The following is a 26427-nucleotide window of genomic DNA, read 5'->3' as shown; positions in this document are numbered from 1 at the left end:
AGGAGTGAGATGATGGAAGCGAGCCGTTGGTTTTGGATACATTGTTTATCCCCCCTTCATATTGGAGCGGGTGAAGGAGTTGGCGTGATTGATATGCCCATTCAACGAGAAAAAGTAACAGAATGGCCGATTATACCTGGAAGCAGTATCAAAGGTGTACACCGTGAACATTATCGCGCGAAAGGACAAGACACATTCGTACAAAAAGTATTTGGTACACAAGGAGATCAAGATGGAAGTGCAGGGGCAGTCGTGATGACAGATGGCCGGCTATTTTCATTCCCGGTGGCGAGTAGATTCGGTACTTTTGGATATGTGGCAAGTCCACTCATATTGAAGAGATTAGCTCGTGATGCAAAAGCATTTGGCGTATCGCTGGATATCCCTGATCTCATAGAAGAATCAAGCACGCTAGTCACCATGAATTCTAAATTAGTAGAGAATGACGAATTGTACTTAGGTGAATTTAAAGGGGCTGTGAAAAAATCTCAACAACTAACCGATTTTGCTGAAAAGATGGCCAAACTTTTATTCGACGACAGACAATCTCAAACTCTTTGGATAGAACGATTTGTGATTGTAAGTGATGACGTTTTTCAATACATTGTCACTATGAATTCTGAAGTAACACCTCGTATTAGAATTGATCATGAAACCCAAACAGTTAGTAAAGGTGCTCTCTGGTATGAAGAGTATGTGCCAGCAGAAGCCATATTTTATGGGCTAATATGGTGTGATCGTGTCGATGGAAGCAATGATTTATCTGTTAGACATCAACTTTTAAATCAACTAGAAAAACAGATGTATCTTCAATTAGGTGGAAACTCAAACGTAGGTAAAGGAAGAGTATCCTGGCGCATGACAGGAGGGGAGGGATCATGAAACTCATTCAACATCATTATGCTGAGAAAGCGTATCAACATGTGATGAACGCCAAAACGAATGAGGAGAATTTCTCAAATCAATATGGACAACTCTGTCACAGATTCGCCTCAATGATCTTAACAAATGGATTAAGGCTCACTATTACATTTTTTGAAGCAAAATCAAAAAAAGGAAATGCTTATCAACAATTCGTTCAGGATATAAAAGAAACACTTGATATACAAGGAGATTGGTCAGCTTCCAATCGAGATTACTTAATCAAATCAAGACAAGCTTTAAGTGCATCTGTTTGGTTAAAAAGATATGCGGAATCTATTTTAAAGGTGGAACAAGGGGCGGAAGATGTGGAGGACATCCAATGAATCTGTCATTAACCTTAAACAAAAGTAACTGGGAGATGGATGGTTTTACATTGTCGAACGTCATAAATGACAGCTCAAAGAAGCAGTCATTTTATGAGAACGTGATAAAGCTACATCGAAAACAATGGGGGGAAAATCGCTTATTGTATGAAAAATTTGTGGAACGATATTATACCGATACGACCCCCACATGCTTAGTCAAATCCATATCACCGTTAGTCATTGGACATGGAGGAGAGGGTGTACTTGAAACGGGACTGTTATTACATCCGATTTACGGCGTTCCTTATTTACCAGGAACAGCTTTAAAAGGTGTAGCCTCTCATTATGCCCACTCTGTATTAGGTGAATTCTTTCAAGAACTAAAACAGGGTGGTAGTGACTACACCACATTGTTTGGAACAAACGAACGTGCTGGTATCATTGAATTTCATGATGCGCTCATGATGCCTGAGACAGTAAAGGGAGCATTCAAAGTAGATGTCATGACACCACATCATTCAGACTACAACAGCGTTAAGCTAGATAAGATGAATCAAAGGAGAAGTGTTCCAGCTCCTCGAGACGATGACTCACCGACACCCATTCATTTCTTAACGGTGGTCAATGGCCGCTTTCAACTTCTATTGAAAACAAAAAAGAGTCTACCAGAAGAAACGGAATGGCTCGAACTGGCCAAAACCATCTTACTAGGAGCTTTAGAACACGAAGGAATCGGTGCTAAAACAAATGCAGGTTATGGAAGACTTGAAATAGACGACGTCATTTCATAAGACTTGGTGCGAATGTGAGGTGAACATAAAATCCCTGAAACATTCGCACCTTTTCATTCGACAAAATTGAGAAAAAATGTATAATTTTCAGGGGTGAAAACTTAATTCCTATATAGAAACTTAAGGGTTTTGACGATCATTCCCTAAAAAATGTTACAATTAAGGCGAAAATCGCCGTCGCACTCTACATGAGTGCGTGGATTGAAATATAAATTGCTGGATCATCAGCACGTCGAGCGATGTCGCACTCTACATGAGTGCGTGGATTGAAATTTCTTCATCCTCTAAATTCTCAATCATTTCTACCTGTCGCACTCTACATGAGTGCGTGGATTGAAATTAGCAGCTGTTTCCCAATTGCTTCGAAAGCTTTCGTCGCACTCTACATGAGTGCGTGGATTGAAATACTTTGATCACTCCATGTGATATAATTAAGATTCGTCGCACTCTACATGAGTGCGTGGATTGAAATCGCTTCCTCCCCAAATTGTTTTAGCCATTCTTTGTGTCGCACTCTACATGAGTGCGTGGATTGAAATCGCTTCCTCCCCAAATTGTTTTAGCCATTCTTTGTGTCGCACTCTACATGAGTGCGTGGATTGAAATACGAAAGAGAGAGTAACTGGTTCAGCTCACATTGTCGCACTCTATATGAGTACATGTATTGAAATAATCGTGTTAAGTAGATTAAATCTATTAATTATGTCGCACTTGATATGAGCATGTGAATTAAGATCCTCGTCAATAGGTAGCTAAAAAGGAATATTAACAATTCCGCATGATATAAGTGTTAAAAACATAACGCTTTCTCCTGACTAAGTAGTCATGTTTTTAATTGAATTCAAAGTTGTTGCTGAAATAAGTATGATGATCAAGATTTAACAGGTTTTAATTAGTTAGATTCAGGCTAAAAAATTCGGTGCGAATGTGAGGTGAACATAAAATCCCGGGGCATTCGCACCTTTTTATTCGACAAAATTGAGAAAAAATGTATATTTTGTGGAGAGGAAAACAAAATTTGAATGGGAATATTGGTGATTTTGGCTGTGATTACCTAAAAAATGTTATAATTAGGGCGAAAATCGCAGTCGCACTCTACATGAGTGCGTGGATTGAAATTGCTTCCTGTTCTCTATCCACATCAAATGCTTCCGTCGCACTCTACATGAGTGCGTGGATTGAAATATCTGATCGATCTCAAGGGTGGTATCGAGCTAGGGTCGCACTCTACATGAGTGCGTGGATTGAAATTTTCCAACGTGGTACGAGGCGACACTCAAAAAGGTCGCACTCTACATGAGCGCATACATCACAATTTCAAGTGCCTATCCAATTCAACATCTACACAAATGAATAATCAACATAATGTACTCTCCCCTAGATCCAAGCCCTACATAACACAAAAAAAGACTCGCTCACACAGAGCCGAGTCTTAATTTTTTTTGCAGTTTTTCTTCACTGAAAATCCAGCCGGTATAAGAATTTTTGATTTGGTGGTCCATGTCGATATGGCAGATCGCGACAAAAGGATAGTGACCTTTGCTGCGGTAGCGCAAATCAATGAACCGCACCTCATAATGATCCTTGTATTTATCTACTTCCCACCGGTAGACAGGGGAGAAGGAGAGAAAGGCTGAAATGTTTTCATCTTGTTTGGCAATTTTCATAATTTCTGTATCAGGGACAGGCACACGGTTAAATGTGTCTAAAATGACGATCTCTCCATTCATACTGCGTCCAACATGGAAGGAGGATTTACATTTCACGGCAATGCGCCATTGTCTGAACTTCATTGTAGGCGAAATAATAATGTCTTCAATGTCATCAAATCGTGCACGCAGCTGACGTTTAATCTGAAGTTGCATGATCACCCTGACGATATAGTAACAGAAAATCACGGCATACAGCGAGATGAACGTATAGCCGGGATGCCCACCAATTGCCCAAATGACAATGGCGACAAGGTGTGTAAAAAAGATAAACGGATCAAAGGTGTTAATGATCCCAAGGGCTACCCACTTCTTCGAAAATGGACGAATGGCCTGCGTACCGTATGCATTGAAAATATCGACAAACACATGGAGCACGACGGCTAATAGTGTCCATAACCAAAGGTGAAGTAAATTCGCCCCAGGCACAAATGGGTAAAGTACAGCCGGAATCAGCAAAGACCAGAACAGTACAGCCGGAATGGAATGAGTAAATCCCCGGTGATTTCTTATATAAACCGCATTATTTTTTAGTTTTAGCACAGTATCAATGTCTGGTGCTTGGGAGCCGGCAATGGTCGCGATCATCACGGCATGTGCCATTTGTGGATCTGCGCTGACGGCTGGATCTAAAAGCGCAAGTCCCCCAAGAGAAATGCCCATTACTACATGAGTACCAGTATCCAATTGATTACCTCCTAGTTGTCATGCTTAGGAACAATCATACAAAGTATACGTCATCATTCAAGACTATGTGCAAAATCACTTTTGCTTTGTCCTAATTTAATGTAACATGTTAACGTATCTACAAACAGTATACAACAAATAAGGTTCTTTTCAGAACGTTAGCCCTTGGTTCAATGAGAAGGAGTATAAATATGAAAGACATTCAAGAAAAGCTGGACCGTAAAGATATTACGGGCTTTCAGCATGATTTAATTGATTGGTATGAAAAAGAACAACGGACACTTCCATGGCGTGAAAATCAAGATCCATACCGCGTCTGGGTATCAGAAGTGATGCTTCAGCAAACGAGAGTGGATACGGTCATTCCGTACTTCCAGCGGTTTATGGAGCAGTTCCCAACGGTGAAAGATCTTGCTTTAGCTGATGAAGAAAAGGTCATGAAAGCATGGGAAGGTCTTGGCTACTACTCAAGAGTTCGTAATTTACAGGCAGCTGTGAAAGAAGTATATGAATCCTACGGGGGCGTTGTCCCTGATACGAAAGAACAATTTTCAAAGCTGAAAGGTGTAGGCCCGTATACGAGTGGTGCTGTGCTGAGCATCGCCTATAACAAGCCGTATCCTGCGGTAGACGGCAACGTCATGAGGGTCATTTCCCGTATTTTATCCATATGGGATGATATTGCCAAACCAAAAACGAGAAACATGTTCGAATTTGCTGTCGATCAGCTCATTTCCCGGGAAAAGCCTTCACAATTCAACCAAGGGCTCATGGAGCTAGGTGCACTCATCTGTACCCCAACTTCCCCGGCATGCCTCATTTGCCCTGTCAACATGCATTGCTCGGCACTCGAGGAAGGCGTCCAGCATGAGCTGCCAGTGAAAAGTAAAAAGAAAAAGCCAACTGCTAAATCAATGGCAGCAGCAGTGTTATTTGACGACACAGGTCACCTATATATTCATAAGCGGCCAAGTACAGGCCTCCTTGCGAATTTATGGGAATTCCCTAACGTGGAAACAACGAAGGGAAGAAAAACGGAAAAAGAGCAGCTGATTGAGTTCTTAAAAGAGGAGGCAGGTGTACAAGCGGAGCTTGGTGATTTAGAAGGCACCATCCAGCATGTATTTACCCATCTCATCTGGAATATTTCCGTTTTCTTTGGACGTGTGACATCTGTATCAGATGACACTGCGTTAAAAAAAGTCACAATAGAAGAATTTGAGGCATATGCTTTGCCAGTCTCACATCAAAAAATATGGAAGATGGCACTCGAGCAGCCTAGTCGTATTTAACCGTCGTACCATGGGTATAATCGGCTTCATTTCGGTGCAGGCCTCCGCGGCTTTCGATTTCAGAAATGATTTCTCGATACTTCGATTGCCCTTCTTCGTTTAAATAAGGTAAAATTTGTTGGAAAGCATGATGAAAGTAAGCAAGCTCGGTATCTTTCCATTGGTCCTTGGACATCATGCCAAGCTGGCTTAAATCGCGTCCTACATACATGAATGCAACCTCCTAATAGGAATTTTCCTATTAGTGTGAAGCGAATGGACGAAAACTATTCAAATCAGGAGATGAACCATAATGAACAAGCGTAAATGTGCATTAATTACAGGCAGCAGTAGAGGGGTTGGGAAAGAAGTGGCCCTTCGTCTGGCTGAAAAAGGATATGACATTGTCATTAACTACGCGAGAAGCAAAAAAGCAGCACTTGAAACAGCGGAAGAAATTGAAGCGATGGGTGTCAAAACGTTGGTGGTCAAAGCCAATGTCGGACAACCTGAGAAAATCAAAGACATGTTTCAGCAAATCGACGAAACCTTTGGCCGTTTAGATGTATTTGTTAACAATGCGGCTTCTGGTGTTCAGCGCCCCATCATGGACCTTGAAGAAAATCATTGGGACTGGACCATGAATATCAATGCGAAAGCCTTATTGTTCTGCGGACAAGAAGCAGCAAAATTAATGGAGAAAAACGGCGGCGGACATATTGTCAGCATTAGCTCACTAGGCTCTATCCGCTACCTTGAAAATTACACAGTGGTTGGCGTATCTAAGGCAGCACTAGAAGCATTGACACGCTACTTATCCGTTGAGCTGTCACCAAAGAATATCGTCGTGAATGCAGTATCAGGCGGCGCTATCGATACAGATGCATTAAAGCATTTCCCAAACCGTGAAGAGTTATTAGAAGATGCGAAGAAAAATACACCAGCTGGCCGAATGGTGGAGATTAAAGACATGGTCGACAGTGTGGAATTCCTTGTATCAGGCAAGGCAGATATGATTAGAGGACAGACCATTATAGTGGATGGCGGACGTTCTCTGCTTGTTTAAAAAATCATGAATAGGATGTACACCTTCTGCACAAAATAATGTGTGTGGAGGTGATAATGATGGATAAACAACAAAACAAAACAAACGCACAACAAGTGAAAAAACAAAACCAAGCTGCTGCACAAGGTGGTCAATATGGCACTGAATTTGCTAGTGAGACTGACGCACAGCACGTAAAAAAATACAACCAAAAAGCTGAGCAAAACAAACAACAAAACAGCTAATCACTGAAACAGAGGAAAGCACTTCATCTACGAATGAAGTGCTTTTCTTTTTGCCTGTCACCACTATCCGACAAAACCTGTAAAACCTCTACATAAACAGTCAAAGGACTTCTTCATTCTTTCAAGAAATGGTATAGATACAAAAAGTCGATTCGAATGAAAGGGAGGAGTTAGATGTCTAATTTTGACCAGCTTGTCAGGGAACAAATGCAGCTCATGGATCAACTGCTTGATGTACAAGGTGAACTCGATTTGTATGTAGAGACCGAAAAACGAATGTTGCAAGGTGAAAAAAAGGAAGAGCTGCATCGGCTTCATGATCAAATTAAACAGAAACGAGAGGAACTGCGAAAAGTCCAAACATTATTTACAAAGCAGACAGAACAGGTCATCAATTCATATAAACAAATGGAGAAGAGCTCAACCGTGATGTAAGGGAGTGTGCCGTTCAAGTGGGTTGAATGGCTTTTTCATTTCATTTTTTACTTATGTAACGGTATAATATAATAGAGACATGTTTAGTTGGGAAATTAGGTCTTTGGACTGTTAGGTTTGTTTGTTATAGAAAGTAGGGGAGAAAATATGGGCTATCCCAAGGAAGGAGAAACCATCCAAATTCAAAGCTATAAACATAATGGCTTGATCCACAGGATTTGGAATGAAACCACCATTCTGAAAGCAACGGAATTGTGTATCATTGGGGCAAATGACCGCACAATGGTGACTGAATCCGATGGCCGCACATGGATGACGAGAGAACCGGCTATTTGCTATTTTCATGCAAAACAATGGTTTAATGTCATTGGGATGCTTAGAGATGATGGCGTATATTATTACTGCAACATTAGCTCTCCTTTTGCGACAGACGAAGAGGCAATTAAGTATATTGATTACGATTTAGATGTCAAAGTCTTTCCGGACATGACGTATAATATTTTGGATGAGGATGAGTATGCAGATCATAAGAGACAGATGAATTATCCAAAAGAAATCGATAGTATCTTAAGAGAGCATCTAAATACATTACTGCACTGGATTCACCAGCGGAAAGGGCCATTTGCTCCAGAATTTGTAGATATGTGGTATGAACGTTTTTTACGTTATACAAAATAAGCAAGAGCAGCAAAAACCTGTTTGGCTTTTTATGAGCTAACAGGTTTTTGACTGCTTGCGGATAAGAGGCACTGATAGATTGGGAAGGAGATTTACATGGGGGTCATTAAACGCTACATGGCTTTTGTTACACCGTATAAAAAACAGATTGCATTGACAATGGTAATCGGAATGATCAAATTCTCGATTCCCTTAACCTTGCCTCTGCTCTTAAAGTATGTCATTGATGATGTCATTCAAGGTTCTGGATCGGCTGAAGAAAAAACATCCACTCTCTTTATTATTATGGGAATCATGCTTGTATTATTTTTAGTAATGAGACCGCCTGTTGAGTACTATAGACAATACTATGCGCAGTGGACAGGCAGTAAAGTATTATTTGATATTCGGGAAAAACTGTTCTCGCACATTCAAAAGCTAAGCCTTCGTTATTACGCCAACACGAGAACAGGGGAAATTATTTCAAGGGTGATCAACGATGTGGAGCAGACAAAGGAATTTGTCATCACAGGTCTGATGAACATTTGGCTTGATTTGATGACCGTCCTGATTGTGATAGCTATTATGTGTACACTCGATCTCAAGCTCACCATCGTGTCTGTCATTATTTTTCCTCTATATGCGTTAGCTGTGAAGTATTTTTACGGACGACTTCGCAAGTTGACAAAAGAGCGGTCGCAGGCACTGGCTGAGGTGCAAGGACATCTGCATGAGCGAGTTCAAGGAATGCCCGTCATTCGCAGCTTTGCGATTGAGGAGTACGAACAAGAGAATTTTCACGATGAAAATCAAAATTTCTTAAACAAAGCGATCAACCACACGAATTGGAATGCCAAAACATTCGCAGTCGTCAATACCATCACAGACATTGCGCCGCTGCTCATCATTGCATTTGCTGGTTACACTGTGATTAACGGATCGCTTTCGATTGGGACAATGATTGCGTTTGTCGGCTACATTGACCGGATGTACAACCCAATTCGCCGACTCATTAACTCATCAACGACTTTAACCCAGTCAGTGGCGTCAATGGATCGTATTTTTGAGTTTATTGATGAGCCGTATGAGGTAACAGACCGGCCAAATGCAAAAGAAGCCAATCATTTAAAAGGAGAGGTAGAATTTAAAAATGTGTCCTTCCGTTATGAACATACGCAGGAAGAGATTTTACACAATATCTCCTTAAAAGTAGAAAAAGGACAAACCGTTGCGCTTGTAGGCATGAGCGGTGGAGGGAAGTCTACACTCGTCAGCTTAATTCCTAGATTTTATGATGTCACAAGCGGGTCACTTGAAATTGACGGCATTGATATTAAAGAGTACAAAGCAAGAAGCCTTCGAAATCAAGTTGGAATGGTGCTCCAGGATACATTCTTATTCAGTGACACAATTAAAGAAAATATCGCTGTTGGAGACCCGGAAGCATCCTTTGAGAACATTGTGTCGGCTGCCAAAGCGGCGAATGCCCATGAGTTCATCATGTCTCTTCCTGAAGGATATGACACCAAGGTAGGAGAACGGGGCGTGAAGCTGTCAGGCGGTCAAAAACAACGGATTTCAATTGCGAGGGTATTTCTCAAAAATCCACCCCTCCTCATTTTAGACGAAGCGACATCTGCACTTGATTTAGAAAGTGAGCATTATATTCAAGAAGCGATGCAAAAGCTGGCAAAGGACCGCACAACCTTTATTGTCGCGCACCGTTTATCGACGATTACACATGCCGATCAAATTGTGGTCATGGAAAAAGGCGAGATTGTGGAAAAAGGAACACACGAAGAATTAATGAACCGAGACAGCCACTATCGCCATCTATTTACCATTCAAACATTAAATTAGTAGAAGCCTATCCGATTCTAGCGGATAGGCTTTTTTATGCTTGTCAAAAACATGACATATTTCCCAGCTTGTCTCAATACAATTTTAAAAAGTATGACGGGGTGGTGAATATGTGAAAGAACAAGAAGTGTTGCTAGATGTCAAACAGCTGTCCATTGCCTTTCAGCAAAAAAAGCAGAGAGTGCCGATCGTCCATGATATATCTTTCTCTATTCAAAAAGGAGAAACCTTAGGCATTGTTGGTGAATCTGGCTGCGGGAAAAGTATGACTTCGATGTCTTTAATGGGACTGAATCAGCAAACAGAAACAACAGGTGACATACAATTTGAAGGTCAAAACCTGCTGTCACTTTCGGAGAAACAGTGGCGAGAGATCAGAGGAAATGACATTTCGATGATTTTCCAAGAACCTATGACCTCCCTCAATCCTTTAATGACCATCGGCAAGCAAATGACAGAAGCTCTTTTCACACATCAAGCCATCAGCCAAAAAGAAGCAAAAGTGAAGGCGGTAGATTTGCTTCAAACGGTAGGCTTGAAACAAGCAGCATCGTTACTTAAAAAATATCCCCATGAATTATCGGGCGGCATGCGTCAGCGTGTCATGATTGCGATGGCGATGCTATGTCACCCAAAGCTCATGATTGCCGATGAACCGACGACTGCACTTGATGTCACCATCCAAGCACAAATTCTTCGTTTGCTCAAAAAGTTAAACGAAGAGATGGACACCACTATTTTATTTATTACCCACGATCTAGGTGTCGTGCGGCAAATATGCCAGCGTGTCATGATTATGTATGCCGGTCGAATCGTAGAAGAAGGAACTGTTGACCGTATTTTTCAAAAACCTCTGCATCCCTACACAAAAGGCCTTTTCGCCTCTGTTCCATCATTTAAAGAAAAAAAAGAAAAGCTCATCTCTATTGCGGGTCATGTACCCAAACCCGGTGCCATCCAATCAGGCTGTCAATTTGCACCACGCTGTCCACATCAAATGGCACAATGTCTTGAAAAAGACCCAGCCTTACAATCCATTGAACAGTATCACCGCGTCGCATGTTTTCTAATGGAAGGAGGAGAAGGCACTGAGTCACCCACTCTTGCAAGTGAATCAGCTGACAAAGCGTTATGACACATCGGCATTTTTTTCTAAAGACAAACATACGAACTTGGCTTTAAATCAAGTATCCTTTCATGTGAATGAAGGGGAAACGCTCGGCATTGTTGGTGAATCTGGCTGCGGGAAATCAACGCTTGGCAAAAGCCTAATGAGATTAATTGAACCGACTTCTGGTTCTATTCGAATGAAAGGACAAGAAGTAACCCTTCTGAAAGAACGAGAGATGCGTTCCTTAAGAAAAGACATTCAAATGATCTTTCAAGATCCATACGCTTCCTTAAATCCACGAATGAAAATCAAAGATATTTTAGAAGAACCGCTGATCGTCCATAAACATGGAACGAAAGCAGAAAGGCAAAAGCGGGTAAAAGAGATGCTGCACATTGTGGGCTTTGATCCTTCCTTTGGAGACCGCTATGCACACCAATTCAGCGGCGGACAGAGGCAGAGGATTGGGATTGCTAGAGCGCTGATCACTCATCCAAGCCTTGTGATTGCAGATGAACCAGTTTCTGCTTTAGACGTATCCGTTCAAGCACAGATTTTGAATTTAATGCTTGAATTGCAAAAGACGCTTTCTCTTACGTACTTGTTTATTTCTCACGATCTAGGCGTCGTCAAGTATATGAGCGACCGGATTGCCGTCATGTATGCCGGCCGTATTGTCGAAATAGGTCCTGCGGAAGACGTATTTCACAAGCCGCTTCATCCCTATACTTCGCTGCTTCTCAAATCCATTCCACATATGGACCATGTGCTGGAGACGCAGGATGTGGCAGCGGAAGAATCCACGACGGCGACAAGCGGCGGCTGTCCTTTTTATCAAAGATGTCCAAAAAGGTGGGCGCAATGCCTGCAAGCTGTTCCTCCTTTATATGAGGAGGAAACAGATCACGCAGTTGCGTGCTATTTATATCAAAAGGAGGAACACAATGAAGAAGACATGGTTATTCAGTAGTTTCATTTTTGTGCTGGCACTTGCCCTATTTCTAGGGGGCTGTTCGTCTTCACCAACATCCGAAGAAAAAGCCACAAAAGACACTCTCGTCTTCGGCAGAGGAGGAGACTCCACGTCACTTGATCCAATTACAACAACGGAAGGTGAAACCTTCAAGGTCACAGAGAATATGTTTGAAAAGCTTTTGAATTACGGTGAGAAAGACACGACCATCCATCCAGGCCTCGCAACAGAATGGGATGTGGCCAAGGACGGGAAATCGTACACGTTCTACTTAAGAGAAGGTGTGAAGTTTCACGATGGCACAGACTTTAACGCGGAAGCCGTGAAATTCAACTTTGACCGCTGGATGAATGGTGATGCAGAAAAATTTCCCTACTACGGCATGTTTGGCGGCTATAAAAAGGATAAAGGACACGTTATTAAAGACATCATCGTCAAAGGAGAGCATGAAATAGAATTTCAACTAAAACGTCCGCAGGCAACATTCCTGAAAAACATCGCCATGTCACCATTTGGTATTGCCAGTCCTGCGGCTGTTGAAAAAAGCGGCGATGCATTTCGTGAAAATCCAGTTGGTACAGGACCATTCAAGTTTAAAGAGTGGAAGCAAAATGACCGTATCGTCTTAGAAAAGAACGAAGATTACTGGCAAAAAGATAAACCGAAGCTAAATCAAATCATCTTCCGCTCCATTCCAGAAAATTCAGCTCGCTTAAATGCGCTGAAAACAGGCGAGATCGACTTAATGGATGGTGTCAACCCGTCAGATTTAGATGGCATTAAAACGGATAAAGCACTCCAGCTTATTGAAAGACCATCCATGAACGTAGGCTATATCGGGCTGACAGTGACGAGAAAGCCGCTCGATAATAAGCTGGTTCGTCAGGCGCTCAATTATGCTGTCGATAAAGAGTCAATCATTGAGTCGTTTTATGGCGGACTTGCTGAACCAGCGAAAAATCCACTTCCACCGTCATTAGAAGGCTACAATGACGACATTGAGCCATATCCATATGATCCTGAAAAAGCGAAAGAGCTATTGAAAGAGGCAGGCTTTCCTAACGGTTTTCAAATCAAGCTTTGGGCGATGCCTGTACCTCGTCCATATATGCCAGATGGGATGAAGGTAGCCGAAGTCATTCAGTCAAACTTTGAAAAGGTCGGCGTTAAAGCCGAAATCGTCACATATGACTGGGCGACTTATTTAGATAAAGCAAGTAAAGGAGAAGCGGATGCGTTCTTATTAGGATGGACTGGGGACAATGGCGACCCTGATAACTTCATCTATACACTGTTGGATAAAGACAGTATAGGCGGTAACAACTATACATTCTTCAAAAACGATAAAATGCATGACATTCTCATTGAAGCGCAAACAGATACTGATCAAAAGAAACGAAATGAATTGTATCAAAAAGCCCAAGAGATCATTCATGATGAAGCACCTTGGATTCCATTGGTACATTCAATTCCAATGCTTGCAGCATCTAAAGATGTAAAAGGTTACCAGCCGCACCCAACGGGTTCAGAAGCTTTGACGGACGTATATTTCGAATAAGCACATAAGGGAGATGAGCTATCTCCCTTATTCAAACAATGAAAAAGGCGGTGAAAGCTGTTTGTTTGCTTATTGTATGAAGCGAGCAGGAATGCTCATCCCAGTATTGATCGGAATGACCTTGGTCGTGTTTTCGATCATTCGATTTATACCGGGGAATCCAGCACAGGTCATCTTAGGGCAGCGGGCAACAAAAGAAGCAGTAGAGCAATTGACGATCCAGCTTGGTTTAGATCAGCCGTGGTACGTTCAATATGGTCACTACATCCTGGGTCTTTTAAAAGGTGATTTAGGGACTTCCATTCGAACAGGAGCGGCTATTGCCCAGGAAATGAAGCCTTACTTATTCGCTACATTAGAATTGACATTCTTTGCTATGCTGCTGGCGATTATGGTGGGAGTGAATGCAGGAATCATTAGTGCTTGGTTTAAACATTCTTTCTTTGATTATGTTGCGATGTTTATTGCTCTCATTGGGGTGTCCATGCCGATTTTCTGGTTAGGCTTAATGGGACAGTGGCTGTTCTCAATCGAATTAGGAATTTTGCCGACAACTGGGAGAGAAAACGTTAGAAATCCAGTGGACTCGATCACCTATATTCATACGCTGGACACGCTTTTGCAAGGAAGGTTTGATCAATTCATTGACAGCATCAAGCATTTGATTTTACCAAGTACCGCTCTTGCAACCATTCCGGCTGCGATAATTGCGAGGATTACGAGGGCTAGTATGCTGGAGGTGCTTCATTCCGATTTTATTCGAACGGCAAAAGCAAAAGGGGTACGTTCGTTTTTTATCATTTATCAGCATGGGCTGAAAAATGCGCTCATTCCGATTTTGACTATTATCGGCCTTCAGACAGGTCTCCTGCTGGGTGGGGCCATTTTAACCGAAACCATTTTTGCTTGGCCGGGAATTGGGCGGTATATATACGATGCGATCAGCTATCGTGATTATCCAGTCATTCAAACAGGCATTCTCGTTGTTGCGCTCATATTTGTGTTGATCAATTTCATTGTGGACATCTTGTATGCAGTCATTGATCCAAGAATTAAATACTAGAGAAGGGAGAGTGACAACATGGAAGCACAAAAAGAGCGTCAAGCTCCTATATCAAAAGAAGAACGCTCTCAATCACTGATTCTTGAATCGATGAAGCAATTCTTTCAGCATAAGCTGGCGGTCATTGGCAGTGTGATTGTCTTTTTATTTCTCATTCTAGCGATCTTCGCACCGCTCCTTGCTCCGTATGGAATCAATGAGCAGTCACTTGGTGAACGGTTTAGTGCGCCTTCAGCTGCACACTGGTTTGGTACGGATGATTTCGGCAGAGACATATTTTCAAGAGTTGTGCATGGAGCACGGATCTCATTATGGGTAGGCTTCTTTTCGGTTCTCGGCTCTGTCATTTTAGGCACACTGCTTGGATTGATGGCGGGCTACGGCGGCAGATGGCTGGATGCTGTGATCTCGAGATTATTTGATATTTTACTTGCCTTTCCTAGCATTCTATTAGCAATTGCGATCGTCTCCATCTTAGGCCCATCCTTACAAAATGCGCTTATTGCCATAGCGATTATTAACGTCCCGACCTTTGGGCGGCTGGTTCGTTCAAAGGTGCTGAGTATTAAACAAGAAGAATACGTCCTAGCAGCAAAAGCAGTCGGCATGTCACACCGCCGCATCGTCCTCCGTCACATTCTGCCAAATAGTATGGTGCCGGTGATCGTTCAGGCGACCCTTGCGATCGGCACGGCCATCATCGAAGCGGCAGCTTTGGGCTTTTTAGGATTGGGTGCACAAGCGCCAAGTCCAGAGTGGGGGAAAATGCTCGCAGATGCGAGACCTTATCTCGTGCAAGCACCATGGACTTTATTCTTTCCAGGGGTTGCGATCATGCTGACGGTTCTTGGCTTTAACTTGATGGGAGATGGATTAAGGGACACCCTTGATCCTAAAATGAAGAAAATAAAATAAGACCGATTCTTAGAATCGGTCTCAGCGTGTAGACAAACGCTCGCATTCGGTGTCAGTCCTGCGTGCCGGTGCTCACGAATCTTAAATTCGCTCCGCGCCGGTACTCGTCCTTCCTAGACTGCAAAGGTTTTTAGGTCACGCTGAAAAGAAGACAAAGGGCTAAAATCAAGATCATTTTAGCCCTTTGTCAACAATCTGAGACCGATTTTGGAATCGGTCTTTTCTGTTTATGCTTCTTTTTCTTCAGTTTCGATCTCGCTATCTTTTGGGTGATACGTTTGGAAGCTTGTAATCAACGTATCTAAATGCTCCAATTCATCACGGTATTCAATGATGCTGGACATCACATTCAGCATATTATAATCGAGTAAGTCGTTTTCTTGGTTTTGCTGATGCTGAATAAATGATTTCGTTAATGTTTCAAGACGAAGAGAGCATTCATTTTGAAATTCATCGTCATGTGGCTTCATTTTTCCAACAAACTTCATTAAGGTGCGCTCATGCCAATAGAGTAAATAATCAATCTCATCGGTTAAGCTTTCCCTGAAATGCTCTGGCATCAAATGAATTTCATTTTCTAATTTATGAAGCTTTTTCAGTAAGTACAGAGCTCGATTAGACGTCATAATTGCCTGTCTGAACAAAACCAGCTTTCTTGATTTGACATAGGTGGTTTTCTTTAAATAGCTTCGTTCTTCTTTGTATAACAAGTAAATGTGATCTAATTTGATCATACGTTCTTTTATTTGATCGATGTCATCCTTTAAAATGGAATGATCTGTAGACTGTCTGGAGCTCAGACGGATCCATTTTAAAATCTCCTCCGTATTTTCCATAATGTGATGAACCAGCTTTGTTTCATACTTTGGCGGCAGAAAAATGAGATTCACTAAAAATGAAGAAAGCACGCCTAATACCACAGTAGCAGTTCGAATTAAGGCAAAGGAAAGGAAATGATCCCCTGCACTTTCTAAAATGGCGATGACGGTTACAAGTGCAATCGGAATCGTATGTTCAATCTTCAGCTTTAAATTAATGGCGATGACCATAACGGCGGTTAACCCGATAATAACAGGTCCTGTGCCAAAAAGCAGACCGAACGTAATGGCAAGTGCTGCTCCAATAATATTGGCTTGCACTTGATCAACAATTGTTAAAAATGATCGATAAATAGATGGCTGGATAGCAAATACAGCTGCAATTCCCGCAAAGACGGGCGTCGGCAACCCAAGCCATGTTGCCAGGTAAAGCGCGAGTACAATGGCAATACCAGTTTTTAAAATACGGGCTCCAAGTTTCATTGGTTTTGTCCCTGCATTCCTTTCTTTTTGATAATAGATGACCACTCGTCATATATCATACATATTTTGATGAAACAACTAAGTAATATACAGCGGTCTTCCGAAATATTCAAGTGCTTTTTGAAAGTTCATGAAAACATCAAAAGAAGGTATTGAGAAAAAATGTAACAGATTCGCTCGCTTTTGACAATCAAGAGCTGGTAAATAAAAAAACAGACGCACAAATTCACGTCTGTTTTTCACTCAATTATGATTGTTTCAGCTGTTCAAACGCATAATCAACCGCTTGCAGCGTCTCAGAAATATCTTTTTCAGTGTGTGCGATGGTTAAGAACCAAGCCTCGTATTTAGAAGGGGCAAGATTAATGCCTTGTGCGAGCATCAATTTGAAGAAGCGGGCGAACATCTCGCCATCCGTATTTTCAGCCTGCTCGTAGTTCACAATCGTTTCCTTTGTAAAATAAATCGTGAGAGCACCTTTTAAGCGGTTCACTGTAATATCTACTTGATGTTTTTTCGCATGGGCTAAAATTCCTTCTTCTAACATTGCGCCGAGCTGATCGAGACGCTCGTAGACTCCGTCTTCTTTAAGCACTTCCAAGCATGCAATCCCAGAAAGAATAGAGGCGGGATTTCCCGCCATCGTACCAGCTTGATAGGCTGGCCCAAGGGGAGCGACTTGCTCCATAATTTCTTTTTTGCCGCCATAAGCGCCGATTGGAAGACCGCCGCCAATAATTTTACCTAATGCAGTGAGGTCAGGTTTTACTTGAAGCAAGTCTTGTGCACCGCCATACATAAAGCGGAAAGCGGTAATCACTTCGTCATAGATGACAAGTGCGCCTTTTTCATGAGTCAGGTCATTGACCTGTTGCAAGAAGCCGTTTTTAGGCTCCACGATGCCAAAGTTTCCGACAATGGGCTCAACAAGAACAGCTGCTACTTCATCGCCCCAACGATCTAGTGCTTCTTTATAGCTGTCGATATCGTTAAATGGAACGGTAATGACTTCATTGGCGATGCTTTTAGGAACGCCCGCTGAATCTGGCGTTCCTAAAGTGGAAGGGCCAGAGCCAGCTGCAACTAGCACAAGATCAGAATGACCGTGATAACATCCGGCAAATTTAATGATCTTTGTTCTGCCTGTATAAGCGCGGGCCACACGAATGGTGGTCATTACAGCCTCCGTACCTGAATTGACAAAACGAACTTTATCCAATGCAGGCATTGCTTCTTTCAACATTTTCGCAAAAGTGACTTCATGCTTCGTTGGTGTTCCATAAAGGACACCCGTCTCGGCTGCTTTCGTGATGGCTTTTGTAATATGAGGATGAGCATGTCCCGTAATAATTGGACCGTATGCTGCCAAATAGTCGATATAACGGTTTCCGTCAACATCCCAAAAATAAGCGCCTTCTCCTTTTTCCATTGCAACGGGTGACCCGCCGCCTACTGCCTTATATGAACGAGATGGGCTGTTAACCCCTCCAACAATATGCTCCAGTGCCTCTTGATGTAATTTTTCTGATTCTGTGAATTTCATAAATAGCCTCCTGTCTCAACGTAACACGTCGTCTAACATTATTTTAACATGCCGATGCAAGCGTCCTTAGTTGAATATTCTCTCGAAATTGGATAGGCTAATGAAAAAATAGGTTGGAGGGATTGTGTCATGACAATCGAAGTGGGGCAGCAAGTGCCGGATATTGAATTAACAGGTGATAATGGAGAGAAAGTAAAGCTTTCTGATTTTAGAGGAAAACATATTGTCCTTTATTTTTACCCAAAAGATATGACGCCAGGCTGTACAACCGAGGCCTGTGATTTCCGTGACCGCCATCAGAGCTTTGCGGAATTAGATGCTGTCATCATTGGCGTAAGCCCAGACAGTCAGGACAAGCACCAAAAGTTTAAAGAAAAACATGATTTACCGTTCCTGCTTCTTGTAGATGACGAGCAAAAGTTGTCCGAAGCTTTCGGTGTATGGAAGCTGAAAAAGAACTTCGGCAAAGAATACATGGGAATTGAACGTTCCACATTTCTTATTAATAAAGAAGGAACGCTTGTAAAAGAATGGCGCAAAGTAAAGGTGAAAGATCATGTAGAAGAAGCGCTTGAGGAACTGAAAGCTCACGCTTAATAGGATGATAAGATGAGATCGGCAGATGTGCCGGTCTTTTTTGTAAAGAAGAATAGTTAAAAAAGAGGATTGTAATTGACAAAGTTTCGGCTCTGGGGGTACACTATTTATAAAGATTATAATATAAGAATATTTTTGAAGAGAGGTGCATGATGAAATGGCTGCTCACGAACTAAAAGACGCTTTAGACGCTCTAAAAGAAACTGGTGTTCGAATTACTCCGCAGCGCCATGCCATCTTGGAGTTTCTCGTAAATTCTATGACTCACCCAACCGCGGACGATATATATAAAGCACTTGAAGGGAAATTTCCGAATATGAGTGTAGCAACGGTTTACAACAATTTACGAGTATTCCGGGAATCTGGATTAGTAAAAGAATTAACGTATGGGGACTCCTCAAGCCGATTTGATTTTGCGACATCTGATCATTACCATGCAATTTGTGAAAACTGCGGAAAGATCGTTGACTTTCACTATCCTGGCCTTGATGAAGTAGAACAGCTTGCATCCCATGTGACAGGCTTTAAAGTGAGCCATCATCGCTTGGAGATCTATGGAATCTGTCAAGAATGTGCGAAAAAAGAAAATCATTAATGAAAAAGCTGACCAGTTGAATGGTCAGCTTATTTTTATGACTTTTTTCGATTGTAGGATTCATCAAACTCTTTACCCTCTAACGCCCGGTCCAGTGTAAGGGGCTCTCTGCAATGCATGCACATATCCACTCGTCCAAGCACCTTCGTTTCCTTCTCGCACCCTGGACACACAACTCGTACCGCCTTTGTAGAAAGCATACCGATCCAAAAGTAAACGGCTGTACTTAATCCAATCGATAAGACGCCAAGTAGCATAAAGAAAGTCGACAGCCAGATCGATTCCTTGAAGAACACACCGATATACATGATCAGAAAACCAACAAAAACCAAACTAAGTGCAAATGTTCTGATTTTATTAATCTTACTGGAGTATTTCGCCATCCCTAGTCCCCCTTATCTCCAATATAGCACATTTTACCTTTCTGTTTGAATTAGTTATAGAGTTTTGTGAATAAATTGCTTATAATGATGCAATGATCTTTTTTCATGTATTGAAGGAATTTTGATTCTATGAGGAGAAATACATAGCATTAGAGAAGAACCTTACACCCGAGTATTGGAGGAATCACTATGGAAAATCTTCTCCGTCCTATTTATCAAGAGAGAGCAAGCCACCCGGATACATTAGCTGTGATTATAGTAGAAAGAAGACATAAAGTATCTTCTGAAACAGATAACTTTGATGCCGCACTTTTAGTCATCGTAAAAGAAGCGGAAGAGCCATTATTTATCAAACACTATGAATCCGATCACCAAACAGCTTCTTTAAATGTCGTCACAGACGATCAGCTTAAAGAATGGATTACCCTCGGCACCAATCGCCGAATCATTGATTGGATTTTGAATGGAAAAGTTTTGTTTGATCGAAATGAATATATTTTCAACTTGATTGATGAATTGAGTACATTCCCGTTTTCAAACCGTAAGCTCAAAATTGGTTTGGAATATGGTAAGCTTATTCGCAGATATATAGAAGGAAAAGCATTTTTTGAATCAAATCAATTCCTTGATGCATATAATTCCATTGTGCATGCCCTGCATCATTTGGCACGGATTGAAGTGATTGATAAAGGCTTCCACCCAGAAGTGACCGTTTGGAACCAAGTGCGTCATATGGAGCCTGAAGTATATAAACTTTATTCAGAACTAATTGAAAGCCATGAAAGTCTGCATAAGCGGTTAGAATTGTTATTCTTAGCGAATGATTTTTTAATCCATTCAAAAGCAGAAATTGGAGCCGCTCATTTGCGTCATGTCATGGAGCAGCAAGATATTTGGCTTTTTGGCGAGCTTCTTGCACATCCTGACCTCAAACATTTCACGCCTGACCTTAGCATCATGATTGATTTCTTTGTGGAAAAAGGAATTGTTCAGGTGGAGCCAATTGAGACAAAGGGGCAAAAAATCTATCATCGAGGATATTTTGTGAAAAAAGATATTGACGCATGAATATTATGATGGTATATTATTAAACGTCGCTAACGAGCAACCGAGTTGCTTTGAAAGAAAAGCTGACAAAAAGAAATCCCGAAAAACACTTGACGCACAAGGTGCTCAAATGTTATATTAAGAAAGTCGCTTCCGAGCGATAACGAAGATGATCTTTGAAAACTAAACAAGACAAAACGTACCTGTTAATTCGAGTTTTAATAAAAAAATCCTATGAAACATCATAGGTAGTCAGTCAAACTGACGAGGCAGGAAATGATCACATGCTAAGTTCGCTACATCGTGTAGCAACGCATGTGTGATATGCATCCTGCATACCTCGGAGAGTTTGATCCTGGCTCAGGACGAACGCTGGCGGCGTGCCTAATACATGCAAGTCGAGCGGACAGAAGGGAGCTTGCTCCCGGATGTTAGCGGCGGACGGGTGAGTAACACGTGGGTAACCTGCCTGTAAGACTGGGATAACTCCGGGAAACCGGAGCTAATACCTGATAGTTCCTTGAACCGCATGGTTCAAGGATGAAAGACGGTTTCGGCTGTCACTTACAGATGGACCCGCGGCGCATTAGCTAGTTGGTGAGGTAACGGCTCACCAAGGCGACGATGCGTAGCCGACCTGAGAGGGTGATCGGCCACACTGGGACTGAGACACGGCCCAGACTCCTACGGGAGGCAGCAGTAGGGAATCTTCCGCAATGGACGAAAGTCTGACGGAGCAACGCCGCGTGAGTGATGAAGGTTTTCGGATCGTAAAGCTCTGTTGTTAGGGAAGAACAAGTGCAAGAGTAACTGCTTGCACCATGACGGTACCTAACCAGAAAGCCACGGCTAACTACGTGCCAGCAGCCGCGGTAATACGTAGGTGGCAAGCGTTGTCCGGAATTATTGGGCGTAAAGGGCTCGCAGGCGGTTTCTTAAGTCTGATGTGAAAGCCCCCGGCTCAACCGGGGAGGGTCATTGGAAACTGGGAAACTTGAGTGCAGAAGAGGAGAGTGGAATTCCACGTGTAGCGGTGAAATGCGTAGAGATGTGGAGGAACACCAGTGGCGAAGGCGACTCTCTGGTCTGTAACTGACGCTGAGGAGCGAAAGCGTGGGGAGCGAACAGGATTAGATACCCTGGTAGTCCACGCCGAAAACGATTGAGTGCTAAGTGTTAGGGGGTTTCCGCCCCTTAGTGCTGCAGCTAACGCATTAAGCACTCCGCCTGGGGAGTACGGTCGCAAGACTGAAACTCAAAGGAATTGACGGGGGCCCGCACAAGCGGTGGAGCATGTGGTTTAATTCGAAGCAACGCGAAGAACCTTACCAGGTCTTGACATCCTCTGACAACCCTAGAGATAGGGCTTTCCCTTCGGGGACAGAGTGACAGGTGGTGCATGGTTGTCGTCAGCTCGTGTCGTGAGATGTTGGGTTAAGTCCCGCAACGAGCGCAACCCTTGATCTTAGTTGCCAGCATTCAGTTGGGCACTCTAAGGTGACTGCCGGTGACAAACCGGAGGAAGGTGGGGATGACGTCAAATCATCATGCCCCTTATGACCTGGGCTACACACGTGCTACAATGGACAGAACAAAGGGCTGCGAGACCGCAAGGTTTAGCCAATCCCACAAATCTGTTCTCAGTTCGGATCGCAGTCTGCAACTCGACTGCGTGAAGCTGGAATCGCTAGTAATCGCGGATCAGCATGCCGCGGTGAATACGTTCCCGGGCCTTGTACACACCGCCCGTCACACCACGAGAGTTTGCAACACCCGAAGTCGGTGAGGTAACCTTTATGGAGCCAGCCGCCGAAGGTGGGGCAGATGATTGGGGTGAAGTCGTAACAAGGTAGCCGTATCGGAAGGTGCGGCTGGATCACCTCCTTTCTAAGGATATATGGAGCAGTGTGCGTTTTGGTCTTGTTTAGTTTTGAAGGATCATTCCTTCAAAACATGTCTCTAGCGAGACAGGATTGTTCTTTGAAAACTAGATAACAATAAGTAATACATTCACATTGAATGCAATGCAAAGTTCATCACACATAGTGATTCTTTCTAAAGTAAGAAATGGTTAAGTTAGAAAGGGCGCACGGTGGATGCCTTGGCACTAGGAGCCGATGAAGGACGGGACGAACACCGATATGCTTCGGGGAGCTGTAAGCAAGCTTTGATCCGGAGATTTCCGAATGGGGAAACCCACTGCTCGTAATGGAGTAGTATCCATACTTGAATACATAGAGTATGAGAAGGCATACCCGGGGAACTGAAACATCTAAGTACCCGGAGGAAGAGAAAGCAAATGCGATTCCCTGAGTAGCGGCGAGCGAAACGGGAACAGCCCAAACCAAGAGGCTTGCCTCTTGGGGTTGTAGGACACTCTATACGGAGTTACAAAGGAATGATATAAGCGAAGAGGTCTGGAAAGGCCCGCCAGAGAAGGTAACAGCCCTGTAACTGAAATGTCATTCTCTCCAGAGTGGATCCTGAGTACGGCGGAACACGTGAAATTCCGTCGGAATCCGGGAGGACCATCTCCCAAGGCTAAATACTCCCTAGTGACCGATAGTGAACCAGTACCGTGAGGGAAAGGTGAAAAGCACCCCGGAAGGGGAGTGAAATAGATCCTGAAACCGTGTGCCTACAAGTAGTCAGAGCCCGTTAACGGGTGATGGCGTGCCTTTTGTAGAATGAACCGGCGAGTTACGATCCCGTGCAAGGTTAAGCAGAAGATGCGGAGCCGCAGCGAAAGCGAGTCTGAATAGGGCGCATGAGTACGTGGTCGTAGACCCGAAACCAGGTGATCTACCCATGTCCAGGGTGAAGTTCAGGTAACACTGAATGGAGGCCCGAACCCACGCACGTTGAAAAGTGCGGGGATGAGGTGTGGGTAGGGGTGAAATGCCAATCGAACCTGGAGATAGCTGGTTCTCTCCGAAATAGCTTTAGGGCTAGCCTCAAGGTAAGAGTCTCGGAGGTAGAGCACTGATTGGACTAGGGGCCCCTACCGGGTTACCGAATTCAGTCAAACTCCGAATGCCGATGACTTATCCTTGGGAGTCAGACTGCGAGTGATAAGATCCGTAGTCGAAAGGGAAACAGCCCAGACCGCCAGCTAAGGTCCCAAAGTATACGTTAAGTGGAAAAGGATGTGGAGTTGCTTAGACAACCAGGATGTTGGCTTAGAAGCAGCCACCATTTAAAGAGTGCGTAATAGCTCACTGGTCGAGTGACTCTGCGCCGAAAATGTACCGGGGCTAAACGTATCACCGAAGCTGCGGACTGTTCTTACGAACAGTGGTAGGAGAGCGTTCTAAGGGCTGTGAAGCCAGACCGGAAGGACTGGTGGAGCGCTTAGAAGTGAGAATGCCGGTATGAGTAGCGAAAGACGGGTGAGAATCCCGTCCACCGAATGCCTAAGGTTTCCTGAGGAAGGCTCGTCCGCTCAGGGTTAGTCGGGACCTAAGCCGAGGCCGAAAGGCGTAGGCGATGGACAACAGGTTGATATTCCTGTACCACCTCCTCACCATTTGAGCAATGGGGGGACGCAGGAGGATAGGGTAAGCGCGGTAATGGATATCCGCGTCCAAGCAGTTAGGCTGGGAAATAGGCAAATCCGTTTCCCGTGAAGGCTGAGCTGTGATGGCGAGCGAAATTTAGTAGCGAAGTTCCTGATTCCACTGCCAAGAAAAGCCTCTAGCGAGGTGAGAGGTGCCCGTACCGCAAACCGACACAGGTAGGCGAGGAGAGAATCCTAAGGTGATCGAGAGAACTCTCGTTAAGGAACTCGGCAAAATGACCCCGTAACTTCGGGAGAAGGGGTGCTTCTTAGGGTGTTAAAGCCCCGAGAAGCCGCAGTGAATAGGCCCAGGCGACTGTTTAGCAAAAACACAGGTCTCTGCGAAGCCGTAAGGCGAAGTATAGGGGCTGACGCCTGCCCGGTGCTGGAAGGTTAAGAGGAGCGCTTAGCGTAAGCGAAGGTGCGAATTGAAGCCCCAGTAAACGGCGGCCGTAACTATAACGGTCCTAAGGTAGCGAAATTCCTTGTCGGGTAAGTTCCGACCCGCACGAAAGGCGCAACGATCTGGGCACTGTCTCAACGAGAGACTCGGTGAAATTATAGTACCTGTGAAGATGCAGGTTACCCGCGACAGGACGGAAAGACCCCGTGGAGCTTTACTGCAGCCTGATATTGAATGTTGGTACAGCTTGTACAGGATAGGTAGGAGCCTTGGAAACCGGAGCGCTAGCTTCGGTGGAGGCATCGGTGGGATACTACCCTGGCTGTATTGACCTTCTAACCCGCTGCCCTTATCGGGCAGGGAGACAGTGTCAGGTGGGCAGTTTGACTGGGGCGGTCGCCTCCTAAAATGTAACGGAGGCGCCCAAAGGTTCCCTCAGAATGGTTGGAAATCATTCGCAGAGTGTAAAGGCACAAGGGAGCTTGACTGCGAGACCTACAAGTCGAGCAGGGACGAAAGTCGGGCTTAGTGATCCGGTGGTTCCGCATGGAAGGGCCATCGCTCAACGGATAAAAGCTACCCCGGGGATAACAGGCTTATCTCCCCCAAGAGTCCACATCGACGGGGAGGTTTGGCACCTCGATGTCGGCTCATCGCATCCTGGGGCTGTAGTCGGTCCCAAGGGTTGGGCTGTTCGCCCATTAAAGCGGTACGCGAGCTGGGTTCAGAACGTCGTGAGACAGTTCGGTCCCTATCCGTCGCGGGCGCAGGAAATTTGAGAGGAGCTGTCCTTAGTACGAGAGGACCGGGATGGACGCACCGCTGGTGTACCAGTTGTTCTGCCAAGGGCATCGCTGGGTAGCTATGTGCGGACGGGATAAGTGCTGAAAGCATCTAAGCATGAAGCCCCCCTCAAGATGAGATTTCCCATTCCGCAAGGAAGTAAGATCCCTGAAAGATGATCAGGTTGATAGGTCTGAGGTGGAAGCGTGGTGACACGTGGAGCTGACAGATACTAATAGATCGAGGACTTAACCTATATTTAATGTGAAGCATGAACATTGTTATCTAGTTTTGAGAGAACATTTTTTAAATATCTCTTGATTTATTTTCAATACATAGTATAATATCTTTTGTCACTAAATTGTCTGGTGATGATGGCGAAGAGGTCACACCCGTTCCCATACCGAACACGGAAGTTAAGCTCTTCAGCGCCGATGGTAGTTGGGGGTTTCCCCCTGTGAGAGTAGGACATCGCCAGGCTTTCTTCATTCCGCAGTAGCTCAGTGGTAGAGCTATCGGCTGTTAACCGATCGGTCGTAGGTTCGAATCCTACCTGCGGAGCCAATTTGGAGAGCTGTCCGAGTGGCCGAAGGAGCACGATTGGAAATCGTGTAGGCGGTAACCCCGTCTCAAGGGTTCGAATCCCTTGCTCTCCGCCACAAGATACATA

21 protein-coding genes, 2 tRNA genes, 3 rRNA genes, 1 pseudogene and 1 CRISPR repeat array are annotated in these 26427 nt (G+C 43.8%); of the genes and pseudogenes, 22 read left to right on the top strand and 5 right to left on the bottom strand.

All coding sequences use genetic code 11. The annotated features are described in order from the left end of the window. Window positions 1-12: 12 nt before the first annotated feature. Genes cmr4 through cmr6 form a run of 3 tightly spaced genes read left to right on the top strand, consistent with a single transcriptional unit; the run spans window position 13 to window position 2020 of the window. Window positions 13-882: a type III-B CRISPR module RAMP protein Cmr4 gene (gene cmr4, locus GPA07_RS15570; RefSeq protein ID WP_008360637.1), complete on the top strand. Its 870-nt coding sequence runs from the start codon at window positions 13-15 to the stop codon at window positions 880-882. Next, window positions 879-1247 (top strand): type III-B CRISPR module-associated protein Cmr5, encoded by a 369-nt coding sequence (gene cmr5 / locus GPA07_RS15565; RefSeq protein WP_008360638.1) that lies wholly within the window; start codon window positions 879-881, stop codon window positions 1245-1247. The genes cmr4 and cmr5 overlap by 4 nt, the downstream gene beginning before the upstream one ends. Then, window positions 1244-2020 carry a type III-B CRISPR module RAMP protein Cmr6 gene (cmr6, locus tag GPA07_RS15560; protein WP_157292930.1) on the top strand — a complete coding sequence of 259 codons (777 nt, stop codon included), beginning with the start codon at window positions 1244-1246 and terminating at the stop codon, window positions 2018-2020. The genes cmr5 and cmr6 overlap by 4 nt, the downstream gene beginning before the upstream one ends. 176 nt (window positions 2021-2196) lie before the next feature. Next, window positions 2197-2691: direct repeats of the CRISPR family, unit length 32 nt; unit sequence GTCGCACTCTACATGAGTGCGTGGATTGAAAT. A 744-nt stretch (window positions 2692-3435) separates the two neighbouring features. On the opposite strand, the gene GPA07_RS15555 is transcribed toward cmr6, so the two are convergent. After that, the gene (locus GPA07_RS15555; protein ID WP_008361067.1) at window positions 3436-4416 is read right to left on the bottom strand and encodes a metal-dependent hydrolase; all 981 of its coding nucleotides are present in this window, start codon (window positions 4414-4416) and stop codon (window positions 3436-3438) included. Between the two features lie 191 nt (window positions 4417-4607). On the opposite strand from GPA07_RS15555, the gene mutY reads away from it, so the two are divergent. Beyond that, window positions 4608-5708 carry an A/G-specific adenine glycosylase gene (mutY, locus tag GPA07_RS15550; RefSeq protein ID WP_157292929.1) on the top strand — a complete coding sequence of 367 codons (1101 nt, stop codon included), beginning with the start codon at window positions 4608-4610 and terminating at the stop codon, window positions 5706-5708. On the opposite strand, the gene GPA07_RS15545 is transcribed toward mutY, so the two are convergent. Further along, window positions 5695-5919 (bottom strand): hypothetical protein, encoded by a 225-nt coding sequence (locus GPA07_RS15545; protein ID WP_008361064.1) that lies wholly within the window; start codon window positions 5917-5919, stop codon window positions 5695-5697. The two genes, mutY and GPA07_RS15545, sit on opposite strands and share 14 nt — an antisense overlap. An 81-nt stretch (window positions 5920-6000) precedes the next feature. Here GPA07_RS15545 and fabL point away from each other — a divergent pair, with 81 nt between their 5' ends. The 10 genes and pseudogenes from fabL (at window position 6001) to GPA07_RS15495 (ending at window position 15549) form a co-directional block, all read left to right on the top strand. Further along, window positions 6001-6753, top strand: coding sequence for an enoyl-[acyl-carrier-protein] reductase FabL (gene fabL / locus GPA07_RS15540; protein ID WP_008361062.1), 753 nt, complete (start codon window positions 6001-6003; stop codon window positions 6751-6753). A 74-nt stretch (window positions 6754-6827) separates the two neighbouring features. Next, window positions 6828-6977 (top strand): annotated as a pseudogene (locus GPA07_RS15535) (gamma-type small acid-soluble spore protein); the annotation flags it as partial. A 174-nt stretch (window positions 6978-7151) separates the two neighbouring features. Continuing rightward, a complete protein-coding gene (locus GPA07_RS15530) occupies window positions 7152-7412 on the top strand; it encodes a YgaB family protein (RefSeq protein WP_071167873.1) in 261 nt (86 codons plus the stop codon). A 147-nt stretch (window positions 7413-7559) separates the two neighbouring features. After that, window positions 7560-8090, top strand: a complete 531-nt coding sequence (gene ntdP / locus GPA07_RS15525; RefSeq protein WP_008341956.1) for a nucleoside tri-diphosphate phosphatase — start codon at window positions 7560-7562, stop codon at window positions 8088-8090. Window positions 8091-8186: 96 nt separating this feature from the next. Further along, complete coding sequence (locus tag GPA07_RS15520) at window positions 8187-9929, top strand: ABC transporter ATP-binding protein (RefSeq protein ID WP_008361055.1); 1743 nt, start codon at window positions 8187-8189, stop codon at window positions 9927-9929. Window positions 9930-10041: 112 nt separating this feature from the next. After that, window positions 10042-11064 (top strand): ABC transporter ATP-binding protein, encoded by a 1023-nt coding sequence (locus GPA07_RS15515; protein WP_157292928.1) that lies wholly within the window; start codon window positions 10042-10044, stop codon window positions 11062-11064. Further along, entirely contained in the window at window positions 11033-12010 is a 978-nt protein-coding gene (locus GPA07_RS15510; protein WP_157292927.1) for an ABC transporter ATP-binding protein, read from the top strand. Before GPA07_RS15515 ends, GPA07_RS15510 begins: the two co-directional genes overlap by 32 nt. After that, entirely contained in the window at window positions 11985-13571 is a 1587-nt protein-coding gene (locus GPA07_RS15505) for an ABC transporter substrate-binding protein (protein ID WP_008361051.1), read from the top strand. The genes GPA07_RS15510 and GPA07_RS15505 overlap by 26 nt, the downstream gene beginning before the upstream one ends. A 61-nt stretch (window positions 13572-13632) precedes the next feature. Next, entirely contained in the window at window positions 13633-14634 is a 1002-nt protein-coding gene (locus tag GPA07_RS15500) for an ABC transporter permease (protein ID WP_008361050.1), read from the top strand. 18 nt (window positions 14635-14652) lie between these two features. Then, window positions 14653-15549, top strand: coding sequence for an ABC transporter permease (locus tag GPA07_RS15495; protein ID WP_008361049.1), 897 nt, complete (start codon window positions 14653-14655; stop codon window positions 15547-15549). A 227-nt stretch (window positions 15550-15776) separates the two neighbouring features. Here the strand turns inward: GPA07_RS15495 and GPA07_RS15490 are convergent, their stop codons facing one another. Together GPA07_RS15490 and GPA07_RS15485 are read right to left on the bottom strand one after the other, a co-directional pair. Further along, window positions 15777-16850, bottom strand: a complete 1074-nt coding sequence (locus GPA07_RS15490; protein WP_157292926.1) for an FUSC family protein — start codon at window positions 16848-16850, stop codon at window positions 15777-15779. A 247-nt stretch (window positions 16851-17097) separates the two neighbouring features. Next, a complete protein-coding gene (locus GPA07_RS15485; RefSeq protein ID WP_157292925.1) occupies window positions 17098-18393 on the bottom strand; it encodes a glutamate-1-semialdehyde 2,1-aminomutase in 1296 nt (431 codons plus the stop codon). A gap of 129 nt (window positions 18394-18522) precedes the next feature. Here GPA07_RS15485 and bcp point away from each other — a divergent pair, with 129 nt between their 5' ends. Then, complete coding sequence (bcp, locus tag GPA07_RS15480; RefSeq protein WP_008361045.1) at window positions 18523-18990, top strand: thioredoxin-dependent thiol peroxidase; 468 nt, start codon at window positions 18523-18525, stop codon at window positions 18988-18990. A gap of 157 nt (window positions 18991-19147) precedes the next feature. Beyond that, on the top strand, window positions 19148-19585 hold the full coding sequence (perR, locus tag GPA07_RS15475) for a peroxide-responsive transcriptional repressor PerR (RefSeq protein ID WP_008361043.1): 438 nt from the start codon (window positions 19148-19150) through the stop codon (window positions 19583-19585). A 35-nt stretch (window positions 19586-19620) separates the two neighbouring features. On the opposite strand, the gene GPA07_RS15470 is transcribed toward perR, so the two are convergent. Continuing rightward, on the bottom strand, window positions 19621-19968 hold the full coding sequence (locus tag GPA07_RS15470) for a YgzB family protein (RefSeq protein ID WP_008361040.1): 348 nt from the start codon (window positions 19966-19968) through the stop codon (window positions 19621-19623). Window positions 19969-20157: 189 nt separating this feature from the next. Here GPA07_RS15470 and GPA07_RS15465 point away from each other — a divergent pair, with 189 nt between their 5' ends. From GPA07_RS15465 to GPA07_RS15440, 6 genes are all read left to right on the top strand, one after another. Next, on the top strand, window positions 20158-21036 hold the full coding sequence (locus tag GPA07_RS15465) for a nucleotidyltransferase-like protein (RefSeq protein ID WP_008361039.1): 879 nt from the start codon (window positions 20158-20160) through the stop codon (window positions 21034-21036). A 316-nt stretch (window positions 21037-21352) separates the two neighbouring features. Next, window positions 21353-22902 (top strand): 16S ribosomal RNA (locus GPA07_RS15460). A gap of 182 nt (window positions 22903-23084) precedes the next feature. Further along, window positions 23085-26013 (top strand): 23S ribosomal RNA (locus GPA07_RS15455). Window positions 26014-26121: 108 nt separating this feature from the next. Beyond that, window positions 26122-26237 (top strand): 5S ribosomal RNA (rrf, locus tag GPA07_RS15450). The 16S, 23S and 5S rRNA genes sit together here with 2 tRNA genes alongside, the layout of an rRNA operon. Before the next feature lie 9 nt (window positions 26238-26246). Beyond that, window positions 26247-26321: transfer RNA gene (locus GPA07_RS15445), tRNA-Asn, on the top strand. 4 nt (window positions 26322-26325) lie between these two features. Next, window positions 26326-26416, top strand: a tRNA-Ser gene (locus GPA07_RS15440). The last annotated feature ends 11 nt before the right edge of the window (window positions 26417-26427 follow it).

It is taken from the genome of Bacillus sp. ms-22 (assembly GCF_009759805.1).
Taxonomy (GTDB): Bacteria; Bacillota; Bacilli; order Bacillales; family Bacillaceae; genus Bacillus; species Bacillus xiamenensis.
The sequence above is the reverse complement of the archived record's forward strand: the minus strand, read 5'-3'. Positions and strand labels throughout refer to the sequence as shown.

What these genes read in the sequence shown, in the direction of transcription:
- cmr4 (WP_008360637.1), top strand. Translation starts at nt 13, where the DNA reads ATGGAAGCGAGCCGTTGGTTTTGGATACATTGTTTATCCCCCCTTCAT.
- cmr5 (WP_008360638.1), top strand. Translation starts at nt 879, where the DNA reads ATGAAACTCATTCAACATCATTATGCTGAGAAAGCGTATCAACATGTG.
- cmr6 (WP_157292930.1), top strand. Translation starts at nt 1,244, where the DNA reads ATGAATCTGTCATTAACCTTAAACAAAAGTAACTGGGAGATGGATGGT.
- mutY (WP_157292929.1), top strand. Translation starts at nt 4,608, where the DNA reads ATGAAAGACATTCAAGAAAAGCTGGACCGTAAAGATATTACGGGCTTT.
- GPA07_RS15545 (WP_008361064.1), bottom strand. Translation starts at nt 5,919, where the DNA reads ATGTATGTAGGACGCGATTTAAGCCAGCTTGGCATGATGTCCAAGGAC.
- fabL (WP_008361062.1), top strand. Translation starts at nt 6,001, where the DNA reads ATGAACAAGCGTAAATGTGCATTAATTACAGGCAGCAGTAGAGGGGTT.
- GPA07_RS15530 (WP_071167873.1), top strand. Translation starts at nt 7,152, where the DNA reads ATGTCTAATTTTGACCAGCTTGTCAGGGAACAAATGCAGCTCATGGAT.
- ntdP (WP_008341956.1), top strand. Translation starts at nt 7,560, where the DNA reads ATGGGCTATCCCAAGGAAGGAGAAACCATCCAAATTCAAAGCTATAAA.
- GPA07_RS15520 (WP_008361055.1), top strand. Translation starts at nt 8,187, where the DNA reads ATGGGGGTCATTAAACGCTACATGGCTTTTGTTACACCGTATAAAAAA.
- GPA07_RS15505 (WP_008361051.1), top strand. Translation starts at nt 11,985, where the DNA reads ATGAAGAAGACATGGTTATTCAGTAGTTTCATTTTTGTGCTGGCACTT.
- GPA07_RS15495 (WP_008361049.1), top strand. Translation starts at nt 14,653, where the DNA reads ATGGAAGCACAAAAAGAGCGTCAAGCTCCTATATCAAAAGAAGAACGC.
- GPA07_RS15490 (WP_157292926.1), bottom strand. Translation starts at nt 16,850, where the DNA reads ATGAAACTTGGAGCCCGTATTTTAAAAACTGGTATTGCCATTGTACTC.
- GPA07_RS15485 (WP_157292925.1), bottom strand. Translation starts at nt 18,393, where the DNA reads ATGAAATTCACAGAATCAGAAAAATTACATCAAGAGGCACTGGAGCAT.
- bcp (WP_008361045.1), top strand. Translation starts at nt 18,523, where the DNA reads ATGACAATCGAAGTGGGGCAGCAAGTGCCGGATATTGAATTAACAGGT.
- perR (WP_008361043.1), top strand. Translation starts at nt 19,148, where the DNA reads ATGGCTGCTCACGAACTAAAAGACGCTTTAGACGCTCTAAAAGAAACT.
- GPA07_RS15470 (WP_008361040.1), bottom strand. Translation starts at nt 19,968, where the DNA reads ATGGCGAAATACTCCAGTAAGATTAATAAAATCAGAACATTTGCACTT.
- GPA07_RS15465 (WP_008361039.1), top strand. Translation starts at nt 20,158, where the DNA reads ATGGAAAATCTTCTCCGTCCTATTTATCAAGAGAGAGCAAGCCACCCG.